The sequence below is a fragment of the Halobacillus litoralis genome (assembly GCF_009856445.1).
GTDB lineage: Bacteria > Bacillota > Bacilli > Bacillales > Halobacillaceae > Halobacillus > Halobacillus litoralis.
Map to the genome: position 1 here is coordinate 13,455 of NZ_WMFA01000010.1, position 17,298 is coordinate 30,752.

A 17,298-nucleotide genomic window follows, 5' to 3' on the forward strand; every position below is an offset into this window, starting at 1 on the left:
GTTTTTGAGTTTAGCACTGATTGCTACGATTATTTTTGTACTTACGCTCATCTTTGTCATCTGGCAGCCAAAGAATCTTGGAATCGGCTGGTCCGCTTGTGCGGGTGCCATTCTCGCTTTGATTTTTGGTGTCGTTGATTTTCAAGATGTGCTCGCCGTTACAGACATTGTCTGGAACGCAACATTAGCGTTCATCGCCATTATCATTATTTCATTGATTCTAGATGAGATTGGATTTTTTGAATGGGCGGCCCTTCACATGGCCCGTGTGGCTAAAGGTGATGGGAAGCGGATGTTCATTTATGTGACCTTGCTAGGGGCTGTGGTTGCTGCACTATTCGCAAATGATGGAGCGGCATTGATTTTGACACCGATTGTTCTTGCGATGGTTAGGAATTTGAATTTCAAGGAAGCGATGATTCTGCCATTTATTATGGCAAGTGGTTTCATTGCGGATACAACTTCCTTGCCGTTGGTCGTCAGTAACCTAGTGAACATTGTCTCTGCAGACTTCTTCGATATCGGATTTGTAGAGTATGCGTCACGCATGATTGTTCCGAACTTATTTTCACTTGCTGCAAGTATTCTTGTTTTGTTCTTATTTTTCCGTAAGAGTATTCCGGACAATTACGATTTATCCCAGTTGAAAAAGCCGAAAGATGCGATCCAGGACGATAAAATGTTCCGCATGTCGTGGGGCGTTCTTGCTGTACTGTTGATCGGATATTTCGCAAGTGAGCCTTTGGGAATTCCTGTATCCATCATTGCCGGAATTGTCGCGATCTTTTTCCTATTGATGGCGAGAAGGAGTGCGGCCGTCCAAACAGGAGAAGTGATCAAAGGAGCTCCGTGGGCCATCGTCTTCTTCTCTGTCGGGATGTATGTTGTCGTTTACGGACTTCGAAATGTCGGCTTGACCGATATCCTTGCGAATGTCATTCAATATACAGCTGATCAAGGCCTGTTCACAGCGACAGTTTCAATGGGATTCATTGCGGCCATTCTCTCTTCCATCATGAATAACATGCCAACCGTAATGATTGATGCTCTTGCCATTGCTGATACGAATACGGCAGGAACGATGAGGGAAGCCCTCATTTACGCTAATGTTATCGGATCAGACCTCGGGCCGAAGATCACACCTATTGGGTCTTTAGCGACCTTGCTTTGGCTTCACGTTTTATCCATGAAAGGCTTCAAGATTTCATGGGGATACTACTTTAAAGTGGGAATCATATTAACCGTGCCGACCTTATTCATAACGCTCGTCGGGCTATATCTATGGTTATTAATTCTTTAATTTTTATAAACAAAAGGAGAATGCTACATGTCTAACAAACCAGTCATCTATTTTCTATGCACAGGAAACTCTTGCCGCAGCCAAATGGCAGAAGGGTTCGGAAAAAAACATTTGAGCGATAAGTATGAGGTGAAATCAGCCGGGATTGAAGCGCACGGTTTGAACCCGAATGCTGTTAAGGCGATGAGCGAAGTCGATGTGGATATTACCGATCAAACATCTGACATCATCGACCCTGATATTCTAAACAATGCTGAATACGCGATTACTCTTTGTGGAGATGCGAACGACAAGTGCCCGGTGACGCCTTCTCAAGTTACTCGTTTCCACTGGGGATTCGATGACCCGGCGAAAGCGGAAGGAACGGAAGAAGAAAAATGGGCATTCTTCCAGCGTGTACGTGACGAAATTGAGGCACGCATACAGAAGTTCGCTGAAACAGGAGAGTAAGAAAAACAAAGCGGGCTAAACTGAATATAGTGGAAATAGGCATGACTCGCGTGAAATAAGGTTATACCTTTAAGGAGAAGACCTTTTGCTGAAGGAGGAGTTTGGATGGCTTATAAATCCATTATTTTAGGCACAGGCCCTGCCGGATTAACGGCAGCTGTTTATTTAGCCAGAGCGGATATGGAACCTCTCGTCATAGAGGGACCGGAACCAGGCGGGCAATTGACGCTTACGACGGAAGTCGAAAATTTCCCAGGGTTCCCTGATGGAATTATGGGGCCTGAGCTCATGGATAACATGAAAAAGCAGGCGGAACGCTTTGGCGCGACTTTCAAGCGTGGATGGGTGACCGACGTAGAGGTGGCAGATCGTCCATTCAAACTTCAAGTCGATGGCTTGGGTGAATTGGAGACGGAAACGTTGATCATTTCTACAGGAGCCTCTGCTAAAATGCTCGGCATTCCAGGTGAAAAAGAAAACCTCGGAAAAGGCGTCAGCACATGTGCGACTTGTGATGGATTCTTTTTCAGAGGGAAGAAAGTTGTCATCATCGGTGGAGGAGACTCTGCGATGGAAGAAGCGACCTTCCTTACGAAATTCGCGAGCGAAGTGCAGGTCATCCACCGTCGCCATGAGCTCCGAGCATCGAAAATCATGCAGACACGAGCGCAGGAGAATGAAAAAGTTACGTGGGCGTTGAACAAAACACCGGTTGAAATGGTGTCCGATGGTATGAAGATCAATGGCATCAAGGTTCGTGACAACGAATCCGGCGAAGAGGAAGTCATTGAAACCGATGGAATATTTGTTGCGATCGGTCACAACCCGAACACGGATTTTGTGAAAGGAAAACTGAATATGGATGAAAAAGGCTATATTCTCGTTGATCCCGGCACGACCAACACGAATATTCCAGGCATTTTCGCTTGTGGCGATGTACAGGATCAGAAATATCGCCAGGCGATTACAGCTGCAGGCACAGGCTGCATGGCAGCTATGGATACGGAGCGTTTCCTTGAGGGAGAAGCGACAATTGACTGGAGCGAAAACTTATCCTGATTCTTAGATTGAGCACCGATCTGTTCTTACAGGTTGGTGCTTTTTTGTGCCAGGAATACGTTAGGTCACTTTAGGCGGGCGTTAGGGCACTTTCGCCTTGCGTTAAGTCACTTTCACTGAAATTAGGTCACTTTCGACGAAAGAACGGTCACTATACCCTCAGGTTAGGGCACTTTCCCAAAGGTTAATCCCTGAAGTGTGGGCAGGTGATACAATATAATCGTGAGTGATTGAACCACAAGGGGGATGGAAATGAATCGCGAATTGTTGAACAAGTACCACAAGGAGCTCCGAGTAAATGCCCAAACGACTGGTTTTAGAAGAGAGGCAACGTCTCATGTGGTGCGTCACATCTCTGAATATGATGACCGGGGGTTTATTCTTGCCTCTTTATTGACAGAACAGAATGCAAGGTCCGTCATTCAGGCAGAGAAGGAGTATTTCAAGCAAATAGGTCAGCCTTTTGAATGGAAGCTGTTCAGTTACGATTCTCCTTCTAATTTAAAGGAGCTATTATTGGCAGAGGGTTTTAAAGAGGATGAAGAAGAAGCTCTGCTTGTCTTGGATCTGACTATAGATAAGGATTTATTAGATAGGCAAATCCCTGCTGAGCTTAAAGAGATTACGGACGAAAACGGTGTGAAAGATATCGTCCGCTTGATGGATGAGATTTGGCAGGAGAAGCATGACTCCCTTGGTAAGAGGTTGTGGCAAGATAAGCAACAACACCCGGATGATTTGTTTTTATATGGGATTTATGATGGAAATCAGCTAGTCTCCGGAGCATGGATGTACTTAGAGAAAGAATCCTCCTTTGCTTCTTTATGGGGTGGCGCCACACAGCCAGCCTACCGTGGAAGAGGCTACTACAAAGATCTTGTAGCGGCCAGAGCGAAGAAAGCTTCCGAATACGACTATTCATTCCTCACTGTTGATGCGAGACCAATGAGCCGTCCCATATTAGAAAGACTCAACTTCCAGCTCCTTGCCTACACGTATGGAATGCTGTCTCCTAAATAATGGTGTACCAGGTCATACAGATAATGGAAAAACCACCTCTCCTGGTGGTTTTTTTTAATGGAAGTGTTTTAATGTAATAATCTGAAAATTTATTCAATATATATTGTATTTTTAGTTCTATAAGTTTAGAATAATTGCAAGAGGTGATGAAATGGAAGTATTTTCTATGGGTTCGAGAAAAAGAGAGACGTATCAAGTGGAAGTGAAGCATTCCCTTCTGTGGGAAGCGGCACTAGGCATCGCTGCAATTACAAACGAACGATTGTTGGACACGTTGGACTATACAGAAAATCAGTGGCAGGCGATTAAGCAATCGTTGTCTGCGGACATGCTCGTTCATTTGGAAACGGTCCAGGAACAGAATACATGGAAAACGATCTTGCTTTTGCTTCATGAAAAGGACATGGATTCACTCCAGGAATTTAATGATTTTGTAAATGAATTAGGTGAAGAAGAGCTGCGTTACATGGCTATTCCTTATCTAGGAAAAAACCATCAAGAAGATCGAAGGCTTGCTTCGCAAGGGGACCGGGAGGCCGTGGCGCGGCTCCAGGAAGCATCCAGGGATCATGCCTTCTTTCCACGTTACATCTCTTACATAAGTCAGAGGGATTTGCATCAATTAAAAAAGCATATCCAAGAGGTAATGTCAGGCTGGTATGAATCGGTTATCAAGCCGGATCAGGCGAAGTTCAAAGGTATACTGGAACGCGACGCTCTTTCCAAGAACAAACGACTGGAAAAGCTGGAAGCGGAGGATTTTGTAGAGTGGGCGACACATGGAATTCGGTACATCCCTGAGCCTAGCGTCTATAAGGTTATTCTGATTCCCCACTTTATTTATCGCCCGTGGAATGTGGAAGCCGATATAGAAGGGGCGAAAATCTTCTATTATCCTGTAGCCAATGAAAGTATCCACCCCCATGACCCGAATGTTCCAGATCAGATGCTCGTTCAGAAGTTCAAGGCACTTGGAGATGAGAATCGCCTGCGTATGCTGAAAATTCTAATGGGTGGAGGGCGTACCCTGAAAGAGCTGACCGAGGAGATCGGGATGGGTAAAACGACCGTCTATCACCATTTGAAGTTGTTGAAATCTGCACGACTTATCGTCGCTTATGGTCCGCGTTATCATGTAAGCCCACGGGCATGGGAAATGTTGCCGAAGGAACTGGAGATCTTTTTAGGAGAGGAAAAATGAGCAATGCGGATGCATGGGAGGGCGAGGAGAAACCGGCATTCAAGTCCAATTATCAAGCCTTGCGTTTTATCGGAGGGAATCTAGTATCCTTCTTCGGGGATCAGATTTATTTGATAGCGTTCCCTTTGATGGTGCTGGCTCTCACAGGTTCACCGCTCAGTATGGGCATCGTTGCTGCTATCGAGCGTGTGCCTGTTTTGTTACAGCCGCTCGCAGGTGTACTGGCGGACCGATTGAATCGGAAGCGGATCCTGTTGTTTTGTGATTTTTTCCGTTTCCTTTTACTTGGAAGCATAGGGGTATTGTTCTTGTTTGAAATAATCACTATCTATGTTCTCTACGCAGCTGCCTTCGTTATTGGTGTGCTTGGCCAGCTATACCAAACCTCTCAGTTTGCATCGATTCCGAAACTCGTAAGGGAGCAGGATCTAGATCTTGTGAATGCCTGGAACACGGGGGTGTTTCATACGGCTGTCTTTCTGGCCCCGGGCCTTGGTGGTTGGATTGTGACCCTTTATAATCCTGGAGTCGGGATGATCATCAATAGCTTTTCATTCTTTATCGGCTTCCTAGTCGTTTGGAGTTTGCGGGTGGAGAGTGAGCGGATGCAAGGGGAAAAGCGTTCGTTCATCCATGACGTGAGCGAGGGATTCCGTTTTGTGATCCATCAGAAACCTTTGCTCTATACAAACATCGCCATGTTCTTTTCGGTATTCGGAACCACACTTTTTTTGACGATGTTGATTGTTCATTTAAAAGCTGAGATCGGCTTTTCAGCGGTTTCGATCGGCTGGCTACTATCCATTGGCGGGTTAGGGGCTATCGGGGGAGCACTGATTTCTCCTGTTCTGAGGAGCAGGGTCACTTACCGTACTCTATTATTCGGGTGTGGCGCTGTCGGAGGCCTTTCCATCCTCCTGTTTAGTTTCTACCACACGTTTGTTGCTCTCGCCCTTTTAAATGCTGTCGGAACAATTTGTGCTTCCATCAGCAGCCCATGTATTGTAACGTTAAGACAAAAGCTGACGCCGGAGTATTTACTCGCAAGGGTGCAGGCGACGAGCCGGTTCATGACGTGGGCGCTGATGCCCTTAGGTGCGTTGGTCGCTGGAATCATCGGTGAATACATAAGTACATCTATGACCATCGCTGTTGGAGGGACCGTTTCTATCATCGCCTCTTTTATTTATTTACACCCTTCATTAAAAAACGTAGATACAGAGGAGGGAGCCCTTTGATTTGGAATCATGATCAAGGATTAATATTAAAGCGGACGGACTTTCTTGGAGAGAGGGCTTGGCGGATGGATGATTGTTATAAGCTGATCTTTTCTCCTTATGGGAAAGGTCTCTATCAGACGCCACAGGGTGATGTTTCGATAGAGAAGGAAGGTTTTCTACTTTTCAATCCGGGCCATAAACATAAACAGCTCCAGGCGACGAAGGAGAAGTTCCTTGTAGAAATTCGTCCCGAATTGTTGATGGAAGCGGGTATGCAGCGCGCTGCCACACGTTCGCCAGTCGAATTCGCTACTCTAAGTTATAAGCATCCCCACTTAAATCAGTGGGCTCATTTCGTGAGGGACTTCTTTTTCTATCAAAAGGGAGAGGGAGTGGATCTCTTTTTGGATCATAGTCTCATGCAGCTCGCTGTTCTATTGATGGAGTATGGTCCAGGCTCTCATCAGGCAGAATGGCCGGATGTTCACGGGGAGGAACCTGTTCACAGGGCAATGAATGCGATGAAAGAAAGCTATAGAGAAGCTTGGTCTTTAGATGCCATGGCTGCCGTAGCCCGTATGAACAAGTATCAATTTTCCCACGCTTTTAAAAAAGAAACCGGCTTCGCTCCTTACTCATGGCTGCAGGTTTATCGACTTTTTCGAAGTCAGTCTTCTCTGATGGATACGGAGGATTCCATTTTATCCATTGCTTTCGATCATGGATTTTCCAGTATGACGACATACAATCATCTATTTAAAAGAATCTACCAGAAAACGCCCTCGCAATTTCGAGAGTTTTATAAAATGAATCGTCGTTAAAATGAGACAGCCCGCGACAATCATCCCTCCGCTCGTAAACATCAGCCACCGGATGGGCATGTAGGCGGATAAGACGCCGTAAAGCATCAAAGAGAGAGTATTGGAAGCATATAAAAGAACCGCATTCGTGCTGAACGCTCTTCCCATTTTTTCTTCCGGAACCTCAGACTGTATGAGGAAAACACGTGCAAGACTGGCCACCGGCATGCCCACTCCCACAATTATACAGCCAATGAAAAAGTGCCCCACTCCATAAAAGAACCCGTAATAAGCGATGCCAACTCCCCATATCGCTGCCCCCGCTACATAATGGTGGAGGGAGAATCGTTTAATGAAAAAAGGAAGCACCATGTTCGTGAGAATAACCGTTGCCCCAAAAACACCCTGAATCCCGCTGTACCATTCTTCACTTTTTGTAGTCATTTCTTCCAGAGCTAACAGCAACCCCACCTGCCATACCCATGTATTGAGAAAAACCGTATAAAATGTGAAGAAAAAAAGATTCCGAATCGTAGTTTGCCTAACCATCCATACGAAGAAATCTTTGATGGACAGACAGATGGATCGGATCGTCTGTGATTTCTTCACCGGTTCCTCCAGGGTAAGTTGAGTCAAGCAGTAGACGCTAATAATATACGTTAATGCATCCAAAGTGAAAAAGTGGAGGACCCCGACCGTATTCAACAGAGTAATAGCGATGAGTGGAGTTAAAATCGTCACCCCGCGTGTAATCGTGTCATAAAGACTATTAGCGGCTGAGCGTTCGTCTTCTGTCGTCACCATTGGCAGAACAGCGCGGTGTGCAGGATTGAAAAAGCATCCAATCGTCTGTACTAAAAAACTGACGAGGATGAGCACTGGATAGGTAAGCAGATGGACTCCATGTAAGAGGCTGATCGATAACATGAGAGGTACACGAAGCAAATCCAGCCGGATGAGCAGCTTTTTTCGAGGGAAAGAATCTGCCACCACTCCGCCGATCAAACCGAAGAGCAAATACGGCACCGTTTCTGCCAGCGCCACTCCAGTCGTATGGACATTGGAGCCTGTCATGTCATAAGCAAGGAAAAGAAAAGCCATCGCAGACAGCACATCCCCGAGTCTCGAAACACCACCTCCCAATAAATAAAATCGTATATTCTTCTGCTTCCATAAAGATCGATACATCAACATTCCTCCTTCTCTACTAAAGCTCCCTTTTCTTGAAGATTCAGTTTCGAGATGTTCGTGCAGTGGTTGGGGATACGGGGGATGACTCGCTTTCCACGGAAGCTTGGTGAGCCTCCTCGGACTGCGTCCCGTGGGTTCTCACCAAGCACTTTTTTCCCGCAGGAGTCTCGCCATCCCCCTCCGCCCCTTTGCTATATCAGCGTCTCGAAACTGAGTCTTCCACAATCCTGCCATATACTTGAATCTTATCTCACTAGTTGATCAGGTTCTTCATTAATATTGGTGAGTTTGTTAGCAAGATTTGGTGGTATGTTTGATATACTGAATATTCAGAGATAGGGGGCGTGAAATGGATTACGTGCAAAGAATGAGGAGATTGATAGGGACGCAGCCTCTGGTTATCGCAGGATCTACGGTACTTGTTAAGAATGAGCAGGGAGAGCTGCTATTTCAGTATCGAAAGGATACGAAAGAATGGGGGCTTCCTGGTGGAGCGATGGAACCAGGAGAGACTTTGGAGCAAACGGCTGTCCGGGAACTGGAGGAAGAAACGGGACTTATAGCTGAAGATGTGCAGCAGGTTACCACGTTTTCAGGGGAAGACTTTTTTTACAAGTACCCGAACGGGGATGAGGTCTATAATGTCATTGCTTGTTTTATAGCTTACGATATTCGTGGTGAACTGAAAGTAGATCATGAAGAAACGTTGGATTTGAGATATTTCGATGGTGAATCTCTCCCTGAGAATATCGACAAGAGAGCACAGATCATTCTCGAAAGGATGAGTGAATGAAAGCATTTGAAGCAGCAAAAGATGTGATCGAAGAGCGGTATGCGAATAGTGATGCCGCTCTTCTTGCCGGAAGCGTCGTAAGGGGAGAGGCAACAAGCACATCGGATTTGGACATTGTGATTTTTGATTCAAAGGTAACTTCTTCTTTTCGTGAGTCTTTTTATTTGGGCAAATGGCCGGTTGAGGCTTTTGTACATAACTGGTCTACTTATCGTGGTTTTTTCGATAGTGATTGTGAAAGAGGACAACCTTCTATGCCACGAATGGTGACAGAGGGACAGGTGCTTAAGTGGGATGATCGTTTGGAAGGTGTCAGAGATGAAGCAGCGGACCTACTGAAGAAGGGGCCGGACCCATGGTCAGAAGAAACCCTCATGCATAAGCGTTATTTCCTTACGGATGCTTTGGACGATTTTATTGGCTGCACAGACCGGGGTGAATCTCTTTTCATAGCAGCAAAATTATCAGAGCAGATAGGCGATTTTTATTTGCGTGCGAATGGACAGTGGAGCGGGTCATCGAAATGGATGGCTCGGTCACTGCGAAACTATGATCCTGCTTTTGCAGAACGGTTGATCGAGCGCTTTGACCGGTTTTACAAAAACGGGGAGAGGCAAGACGTCATTGAGCTGGTGGATGAGGTGCTGAATCCATACGGAGGTCGCTTGTTCGAAGGGTTTTTGATTGGAAAAAGGAGGTAGGGAAGTGGAGAGAATCATGGTGCTTGGGGTTTCGGCAGGTGTGGGCAAATCCACTTTTGCGAAAAGACTAGGGAAGAAGCTTGATATCGACGTGTATCATCTCGATCGTTTTTATTGGGAAACGGGCTGGCAGGAGGCGACATTGGAGGACTTCTCGGCTAGGCAGAGAGAAGTCGTAGAAAAAGACCAGTGGATTATTGAAGGAAATTATAGATCTACGTACGAAATACGCGCAGAAAGGGCAGACACGATCATCTACTTGGAACTGCCTCTAAGGATCTGTCTTTTTCGAGTTTTGAAACGCTGGTGGATCCACCGTGGAAGCACTCGCCCGGACCTTGGTGAAGGGTGCAGCGAAAGAATGGAAGCAGACTTCTTGAAATTTATCGTGACGACCTATCGAAAACGGAAAAAGAACATGCAGGAGAGACTCCTGTCTTTTCAAGAGATCGGCCGTGAGAAGCGCGTCATTCAATTAAGATCGAAAGAGGATATACAGAAGTTTCTTGATTACATTTCTTAGACTTGCAGTTCTCTAATAGAATGAGGATAAAAAAAGCGCTCCAATTCAAAATTGGAGCGCTTGGTATTTATATCATATTATGAAACTTTTTTCTCCTGCTCTCTCTCCTCTGGCATAAGAAGAGGCATAGGCTGACATTTTTTCTTTGTTAATTCAGATACTACGAAAATCATGACGAACGCTGCAATACAGGCAAGTGTACGGAACGGGAACAGGACGATCCCGTCAGCATTGATCATTGGATACGGCAGGAATGCCGGTAGTCCCATCGCAGGTTCACCGCCACCTAAACGAAGGAATAAAGCAACAGAGAAGCCGGCGATCGATCCATAAAGGTTCGCATTTTTATAAAAGAGAGCCATCGTGAGCTGTGGGAATAGAATGGTGTACACAAGATCGGATGCTAAATACCACAGCGTATAAACACTTTTGACATTTAATGCGATGATCATAGCTCCAACACCGACGATGATGATTGTGCGCTTGATCACTTTTTTCAATTGCTCAGAGCTTGCGTTCGGTTTGATTAATGGACGATACACATTCCAGGATGCCATGGAAGAGGCTGAAAGAATGGAAGAGTCCATGGAAGACATGACTGCTGCCGCTAGCGCTCCGAGTCCGATTGCGGACACGAGTTCAGGTGTTAAATATCTAAGGATGTGCGGCAGAATGACTGCTGGGTTCTCAGGAGTTGGAAGTCCCATGCTTGCCCAGTCCATATTGACACCGACAATTCCAATTAGTACAGCAGGGATAGCTGCAATGATGCAGATGATTCCTGCGGTGATGGATAACCACATCGCTGTTTTTTCATTTTTGGCAGAAAGAACACGCTGGAAATATACTTGCCACGCAATACCACCAAAGATAAGAAGGAGGGCATAGTCGATCCAGTTCCAGAACCAGTTGCCCCAGGCAGGATCCTGCCATCCATTCAAAGGTGGAAATAGATTGGCGTAAGATCCGAATTCTACGGAATAGTTGCTCCATGCGTTTTCAAGGCCGCCGACATGACCTAAAGTAAAGGGCACGACTAATATAAGACCGATTAATAGAATAGCCATTTGGAAAACGTCCGTATAGGCGACTGCCCACATGCCTCCGGCTACGGTATAGGCGATGGCAATGACGCCTGAAAGGATGATGGATGTAGTAAAGTCAATGTTCAGAATGGTACCGAATGTTGTGCCGAGAGCCGTTAGAATCGCAGCACTCCAGAACATTTCCCCAAGAAGAGCAGGAATGTACAGGACACCGGCCATTTTTTTACCGAAACGTTGTTCCAATGGATCGATGATGGTGAAGAATTCATAGCGACGCATTTTACGAGCATAGAAAATACCACCAATAATCAGGCTTAATGCGTATCCCCATGGAGCTTGAGCCCAAACGAGACCATCGCTGTAAGTGAATTCTGCTGTACCATTGACATAACCACCGCCGACCCAAGTAGCGGCCATAGTGAACATGGCGATCCCAAGGGGTAAGCTGCGGTTTGCGACCATCATGTCTGCTAGAGATCCGGATTTGTTTGTAGCGAAGACTGCACCGATGTAATAGACGAGGGCATAGAAAACAATCATGGCGATAAATCCGCCCCATTGAATGTTTTCATTAGTGAGGGCCATATAGAGGACGAAAACACCTAATAGTGTCCCGAGCATGATGGCGGCTTTGTTTTTAGCGAAAAAAGATGTATGTTGATTCGATTGCAATGACATCACTCCTTTTATTATTATCTGAATATTCTGTAAATTACAAAGTCCATACGTCTCCCTAGAATAACAATCAAATGAACTGTTATTTAGAGAGGCAGTATCTTATTTTTCTTGGTCGACAGGAAGAAAATCGAAAATTTCTCCGCTCTCAATAGCATCGACGAGCTTCTGCAACCAATGGTAATAAGGTTTGGATGCTTCGAGTTGCTGATAGACTTGTTCTGCTTCTTGTTTTACAACGTCGTCCGCTTCGGAATCCTCGATGACATGATTCAATTCCTTCTGGGCATCTTTGATCGCGTCCAAGTTGGTTTTCGCTTCTCTCAGCCACTTTTTCGTAAAAAAGTTCGAGAAGAAATTAAAGAAGTCTTTCTCTGCGACAAAAGTCTGTCGGCGTGTTCCTTTTCGAAATGTTTGCTTCACAATATTGTAATTTTGGAGCTTCTTCACTCCTGTACTCATGCTGGGTTTACTCATTCCGAGCTTTTCACGCATTTCATCCAACGTCATATCATCCTCAAAGTACATCGTCCCATATAAGGTTCCTGCACTTCGGGTCACTCCATACAAATCCATCGTTTCCGCAATGGAATCGATCACAAGTCCTTTCGCGTGCTCAATGGTCTGTCGGGAGCTTTCTTCATGATGATTTGTCATTAAAAACCTCCTCACAGGCGTAAAAGCAATTAACTTTATTAAATTTTTTCTTTACAGACTTTATCTTAACGAATAAAAATCGCTTGTCAAAATCCATTTTAGAAAAAAATCGCCTTAAGCCCTATCATCTCATAGGTTATAGGCGATTTAAAAAAAATTTCACTTTGACAAGCTTGCAAAGGCTTGTTAACGTAAAAAGTATTCAAAAAGTTAAATTTTTTATTAACAAAATTAACGGTATCGTAGAGTTACTGAAGGGATTGTGAATTCTACCGTATCTAATGTGGACTGATAATATTCAGTGGCACAATTGGAAAACTCAGATGTAATGGAAAGGGAAAAACGAGGAAGAACTTTATAAAATATAAGGGATCACTAACACCTCCCGGAAGAATTACAGATCTTACCTTAAGGATTCGAACAATCAAAATAAAGAGGAGGACGCTTTGCTTGCTCACTCTATTATATATGGTCTGGCTTGTTCTCACTGGTCAAGCGACCGCAAAAAACAAAATGTATAACAGATGAATTTTGCTCCGTTCTGCATCGCAAAATTATTTCTAAACACAAAAGTTATGAAAGTGAATTTGAAAAGAAGAACGATAACATTGGAAAAATACAGGATATTCTCCATACCTCTGTAAAGCTGCAGAGTAATGCTCAGCGCTCCCCGCATCCATCTTCATTTAAGAATTTCTTACCATATTAAACAACCCTCTGGCTGACCTGGAGTCCATTACATTTCCTATGGCCGCAGCACATATGGAAACATGAGCAGGAAAAGAAACGCACAAGCCCCACTTAAACATGATCCAACACCCCCAACCCTTCAGGACAAGCCTCCTGCAGTTTTTTATATCATCAATTCTTGTGAAAATGTATGGAATAGGACCACTTTCTCCGCTGGCATCGAAAGATTCGAATATGTGGACTTTTGATGATGATCAAAAGAGGAAAGGAGCTACGGCTATTCCTTCGCACACATTGAAATGTCTCCATCATTACATAGAGGGAAAAGATAGAGAAAATGTGCCCATCCGGTTAGTATGATAGCTGTTTATTAAGGGGACGATGATATAGAATTGTCATAGAATCATCAGATTTATTTTTAGCAATCAATCGCTTGATGAATTATAATGATGATAATGTGAATTAATTCACAAAATGGCTTTTAAGGAGTTATTATATAAATGAAGCACCTCAGCAGACTAGCTTTCTCAGATCGAAAAGTTTTCGTGCTGTTGGTCCTCACGTCCGTGTTGATTGGTGCTGCGATCATTGGTCAATCCTATTTTTTTGTCGCGATCGTCGACCGGATTTTTCTTGGTGAGGAACGTTTTCAGGATATCCTTCCCCTTCTTGGAGGATTGCTTTTTGTGCTGGCTGGACGGACGCTGTTTACATGGCTGAACGGCCGGACCGGCGTAAAGCTTGCTTCCAAAGCGAAGCGTTATTTCCGTCAATCGATTATTGAAAAGTACGCCCGCAATCCCGTTCAAGCTTCTCTACAAGGACAGTCGGGACGGAAAGTCAGTGTGCTGATGGATTCCGTGGACGAAATTGATGGGTATTTCAGCAGTTATATTCCACAAATGATCCAGACCATGATCATTCCATTGATGATCCTTGTCGTGGTTTTCACCCAGCATATCTATTCAGGACTGATTATGGTCATCACCGCACCGTTCATCCCGTTATTTATGGCGATTATCGGTGTGATGACAAAAAAGAAATCAGAAGAACAGATGGAGAAGTTGAACACGTTCTCCGGGAAGTTTCTTGATACACTTCAAGGCTTGACGACATTAAAGCTTTTCGGACGTGCCAAGCAGCAAAAAGAAGAGATTGAATCGAGCAGCCTCGGCTTCCGCGATGCCACCATGGAAGTCTTGAAAGTCGCCTTTGTCTCCTCCTTGATGCTTGAGTTCATTTCCATGCTCAGTATCGGTCTGATCGCATTAGAGATTGCGATCCGGCTCGTCGTTTATGAGAGTGTTTCCTTTTTCACCGCCTTTTTTATTCTCATTCTTGCGCCGGAATTTTATTTGACGTTGAAAGACTTCGGTAGCGCCTTTCATACGGGGAGAGGTGCTTCGGGTGCGGCTAACCTGCTTTCAGAAGAGCTTGAAAAAGAAGAAGAGCAGATTCAGTGGGGAAGAGGAAAGCTTGAAGAGGGCCAGCCTCCCGAGATCAAGCTCGATCAAGTGAGCTTTTCCTACGATAAAGGTTTTTCGATGGAAGGGTTGGCAGCAACCATTACGCCTTATCATCAAGTCGCCATCGTCGGTAAAAGCGGATCGGGAAAATCAACGCTTCTCCACCTTTTAGCAGGCCTTGCTAAACCGTCCTCAGGAGCTATCGAAATCAATAATCGTTCTCTCTTTGACTATGAGGAAAGAGAATGGTTTTCTCAGGTAAGTTACATTTCTCAGCATCCGTATTTATTTTCCGGAACGATTGCAGAGAACATTGCCATTGGCGGACGAGGGAATCATTCCAAGGAAGAAATTATCGAGGCCGCCCGGAAAGCGGGAATTGCTGATTTAATCGCTTCATTGGAAAAAGGCTACGACACTCCGGTGGGAGAAGCGGGACGTGGACTTTCTGGAGGTGAGAAACAGCGCCTCGCTCTTGCGCGTACATTTCTGAAAAAGCCTTCCGTCATTCTGTTTGATGAACCGACGACAGGTCTGGATTTGAAAACAGAACGGGTTCTCCAAGCTTCTATGGAAGAGCTTGCGAAGACAGCGACGATTATCACTGTTGCTCACCGTCTGCATACAATCAAAAAGGCCGATCAGATTCTGCTGCTCGATCGTGGTCACGTTATCGGAAAAGGAACACACGAAGAACTGCTGTCTACGGTGAAAGAGTACAGGGATATGGTGACTGTACAGCAAGGAGGGGACTCCGCATGAAAGAAATGAAGGAAGTCATCCGTTTAGTTGTTTTGGAAAAAAGGGACATTGTGCTATCCGTCGTCTTCGGTTTTCTTGCCGGAATGTCAGCGGTCGGACTGTTTGGTGCCAGCGGATATTTAATATCCAGAGCGGCACTCATCCCTCCGTTGTATGCTTTGACGGTGCTCATCGCCTTTTTAAAGCTGTTCGGATTTGCGAGAGCACTCGGGCGTTATGCGGAACGGTATTTCTCACACCGAGCTACCTTTACGATTTTAAGTAACCTGCGGCTTGCTTTTTATAAAAAATTAGAACCGCATGCACCTAGGATTTTTCAGAAGTACCGGAGTGGGGACTTGCTTTCACGTATTGTGGGCGATGTCGAGAGTCTGCAAAACTTCTTTTTGCGTGTGTATTATCCACCGGTCGTCCTTGTCATCATCTTCCTTGGGACAATTGTTTTCACATCCATCTTCTCTATTTCTATAGCCATCGTTCTTCTTTTGGGTCTCATCGTTACAGGGCTGCTGATTCCAGCCTGGTACACGGTGAAACAGCGGAAACTAGCCAGTCGTGTAAGACAGGCACGCGGGGAGTTATCGACCGAAGCGGCGGAATGGCTGTACGGTTTTCGCGATCTGAAAATCTATCAACAGCTTGAAGAGAAGAAAGAAAAGCTGCAGCAATCGTCCGAAGAGTATATTCGAGAGGATGAGCGGGATAGTCGTCAGATGCTTTCCAGTCACTCCTGGAACACATTTGCGACACTCCTCGTCTCATGGATTGTTACAGGTCTTGGGGCTGTTCTTGTGGCGGAAGGAGATTTGAACGGGTTGTTTCTTGCCATGCTCGTGATGATTTCTTTGACCGTCTTTGAAAACGCAGCACCAATGGCTGTTCTACCAAGCTACCTGGATGATAGCAAACGGGCATCGGAGCGTCTTTTTTCCATTGTGGAGGAAGAAGATGATGGATCAGGATCCTGTAACCTAGATCCGAATCTTGCCCCTGGCATGGAAGTATCTCATGTCAGTTACCGTTTTCCAGACGAAGAAAGAGAGGCTCTGACAGATGTGAACGTGTCGATTACAGCAGGCAGTAAGACCGCCATCGTCGGAGCCAGTGGATCGGGAAAATCAACACTCTTGCAACTGTTCATGAAATTCCAACTTCCGTCTGCGGGTGAGCTGATGGTCAATGATATGGATATTCGGGATCTATCAGAAGAGAGCATTTGGGAGAACAGCAACGTCGTACTTCAGGAAAACCATTATTTTTATGGGACCATACGTGAAAACCTCAAACTTGCCGGAGAAGATCTCTCAGATGAAGAGATGGAGCTCGTGCTGAAAGAAGTCGGATTGGAATTTGACCTGGATCAACCGGTTTTTGAAAAAGGAGAGAACCTTTCAGGTGGGGAGCGTCAACGCCTGTCCATAGCAAGGGCTTTTCTGAAAGGCAAACGTCTCTGGTTGCTAGATGAACCGACATCTTCTGTCGATGCTCTGACCGAACGAATGATTTTCGATCACCTGTATGAACGCGCGTCACAAGATACAGTGGTGCTCATCAGCCACCGCTTGAGCGGATTGGAAAAGATGGACCAGATCATCGTCATGGCCGAAGGGAAAGTCGTAGAAGCGGGTTCTTATGATGAACTCATACAAATGCGGGGACACTTCTACGAAATGAAACAAATCGAAAAAAATATCTTCCACACATAAAAAATGCCGTACCGGACATTCCATAATTTGGATGACCT

General features: G+C 45.2%; 15 protein-coding genes. 12 read left to right on the forward strand and 3 right to left on the reverse strand.

Annotation, left to right across the window (positions count from 1 at the left end):
* Positions 1–4 precede the first annotated feature (4 nt).
* The 7 genes from GLW00_RS16980 to GLW00_RS17010 all read left to right on the forward strand — a co-directional run bounded on the left by GLW00_RS16980 (position 5) and on the right by GLW00_RS17010 (position 7,071).
* Entirely contained in the window at positions 5–1,300 is a 1,296-nt protein-coding gene (locus tag GLW00_RS16980) for an arsenic transporter (RefSeq protein WP_160916053.1), read from the forward strand.
* 27 nt (positions 1,301–1,327) lie between these two features.
* The gene (arsC, locus tag GLW00_RS16985) at positions 1,328–1,750 is read left to right on the forward strand and encodes an arsenate reductase (thioredoxin) (protein WP_160916055.1); all 423 of its coding nucleotides are present in this window, start codon (positions 1,328–1,330) and stop codon (positions 1,748–1,750) included.
* A gap of 105 nt (positions 1,751–1,855) precedes the next feature.
* Positions 1,856–2,809 (forward strand): thioredoxin-disulfide reductase, encoded by a 954-nt coding sequence (gene trxB, locus GLW00_RS16990; protein WP_160916057.1) that lies wholly within the window; start codon positions 1,856–1,858, stop codon positions 2,807–2,809.
* Between the two features lie 252 nt (positions 2,810–3,061).
* Complete coding sequence (locus GLW00_RS16995) at positions 3,062–3,829, forward strand: GNAT family N-acetyltransferase (protein ID WP_237417551.1); 768 nt, start codon at positions 3,062–3,064, stop codon at positions 3,827–3,829.
* 151 nt (positions 3,830–3,980) lie between these two features.
* Positions 3,981–5,030, forward strand: a complete 1,050-nt coding sequence (locus GLW00_RS17000; protein WP_160916061.1) for an ArsR/SmtB family transcription factor — start codon at positions 3,981–3,983, stop codon at positions 5,028–5,030.
* Positions 5,027–6,268 carry an MFS transporter gene (locus tag GLW00_RS17005; RefSeq protein ID WP_160916063.1) on the forward strand — a complete coding sequence of 414 codons (1,242 nt, stop codon included), beginning with the start codon at positions 5,027–5,029 and terminating at the stop codon, positions 6,266–6,268. Before GLW00_RS17000 ends, GLW00_RS17005 begins: the two co-directional genes overlap by 4 nt.
* Complete coding sequence (locus tag GLW00_RS17010) at positions 6,265–7,071, forward strand: helix-turn-helix domain-containing protein (RefSeq protein WP_160916065.1); 807 nt, start codon at positions 6,265–6,267, stop codon at positions 7,069–7,071. Before GLW00_RS17005 ends, GLW00_RS17010 begins: the two co-directional genes overlap by 4 nt.
* Here GLW00_RS17010 and GLW00_RS17015 read toward each other — a convergent pair.
* Positions 7,003–8,238, reverse strand: a complete 1,236-nt coding sequence (locus GLW00_RS17015; RefSeq protein ID WP_160916067.1) for an MFS transporter — start codon at positions 8,236–8,238, stop codon at positions 7,003–7,005. The two genes, GLW00_RS17010 and GLW00_RS17015, sit on opposite strands and share 69 nt — an antisense overlap.
* Before the next feature lie 352 nt (positions 8,239–8,590).
* Between GLW00_RS17015 and GLW00_RS17020 the strand changes: the two genes are divergently transcribed.
* From GLW00_RS17020 to GLW00_RS17030, 3 genes are read left to right on the forward strand one after another with little or no spacing between them, the layout of a single operon-like run.
* Positions 8,591–9,034 (forward strand): NUDIX hydrolase, encoded by a 444-nt coding sequence (locus GLW00_RS17020; RefSeq protein WP_160916069.1) that lies wholly within the window; start codon positions 8,591–8,593, stop codon positions 9,032–9,034.
* Positions 9,031–9,735 (forward strand): nucleotidyltransferase domain-containing protein, encoded by a 705-nt coding sequence (locus GLW00_RS17025; protein ID WP_160916071.1) that lies wholly within the window; start codon positions 9,031–9,033, stop codon positions 9,733–9,735. Before GLW00_RS17020 ends, GLW00_RS17025 begins: the two co-directional genes overlap by 4 nt.
* A 4-nt stretch (positions 9,736–9,739) precedes the next feature.
* Positions 9,740–10,258 (forward strand): P-loop NTPase family protein, encoded by a 519-nt coding sequence (locus tag GLW00_RS17030; protein WP_160916073.1) that lies wholly within the window; start codon positions 9,740–9,742, stop codon positions 10,256–10,258.
* A 77-nt stretch (positions 10,259–10,335) separates the two neighbouring features.
* Here the strand turns inward: GLW00_RS17030 and GLW00_RS17035 are convergent, their stop codons facing one another.
* Together GLW00_RS17035 and cudC are read right to left on the reverse strand one after the other, a co-directional pair.
* Positions 10,336–11,925, reverse strand: coding sequence for a high affinity choline transporter 1 (locus GLW00_RS17035; protein ID WP_160916196.1), 1,590 nt, complete (start codon positions 11,923–11,925; stop codon positions 10,336–10,338).
* A gap of 156 nt (positions 11,926–12,081) precedes the next feature.
* Positions 12,082–12,636: a choline uptake/conversion transcriptional regulator CudC gene (gene cudC, locus GLW00_RS17040; RefSeq protein WP_160916075.1), complete on the reverse strand. Its 555-nt coding sequence runs from the start codon at positions 12,634–12,636 to the stop codon at positions 12,082–12,084.
* Between the two features lie 1,190 nt (positions 12,637–13,826).
* On the opposite strand from cudC, the gene cydD reads away from it, so the two are divergent.
* Complete coding sequence (gene cydD / locus GLW00_RS17045) at positions 13,827–15,554, forward strand: thiol reductant ABC exporter subunit CydD (protein ID WP_160916077.1); 1,728 nt, start codon at positions 13,827–13,829, stop codon at positions 15,552–15,554.
* Positions 15,551–17,260 carry a thiol reductant ABC exporter subunit CydC gene (cydC, locus tag GLW00_RS17050; RefSeq protein WP_160916079.1) on the forward strand — a complete coding sequence of 570 codons (1,710 nt, stop codon included), beginning with the start codon at positions 15,551–15,553 and terminating at the stop codon, positions 17,258–17,260. The genes cydD and cydC overlap by 4 nt, the downstream gene beginning before the upstream one ends.
* The last annotated feature ends 38 nt before the right edge of the window (positions 17,261–17,298 follow it).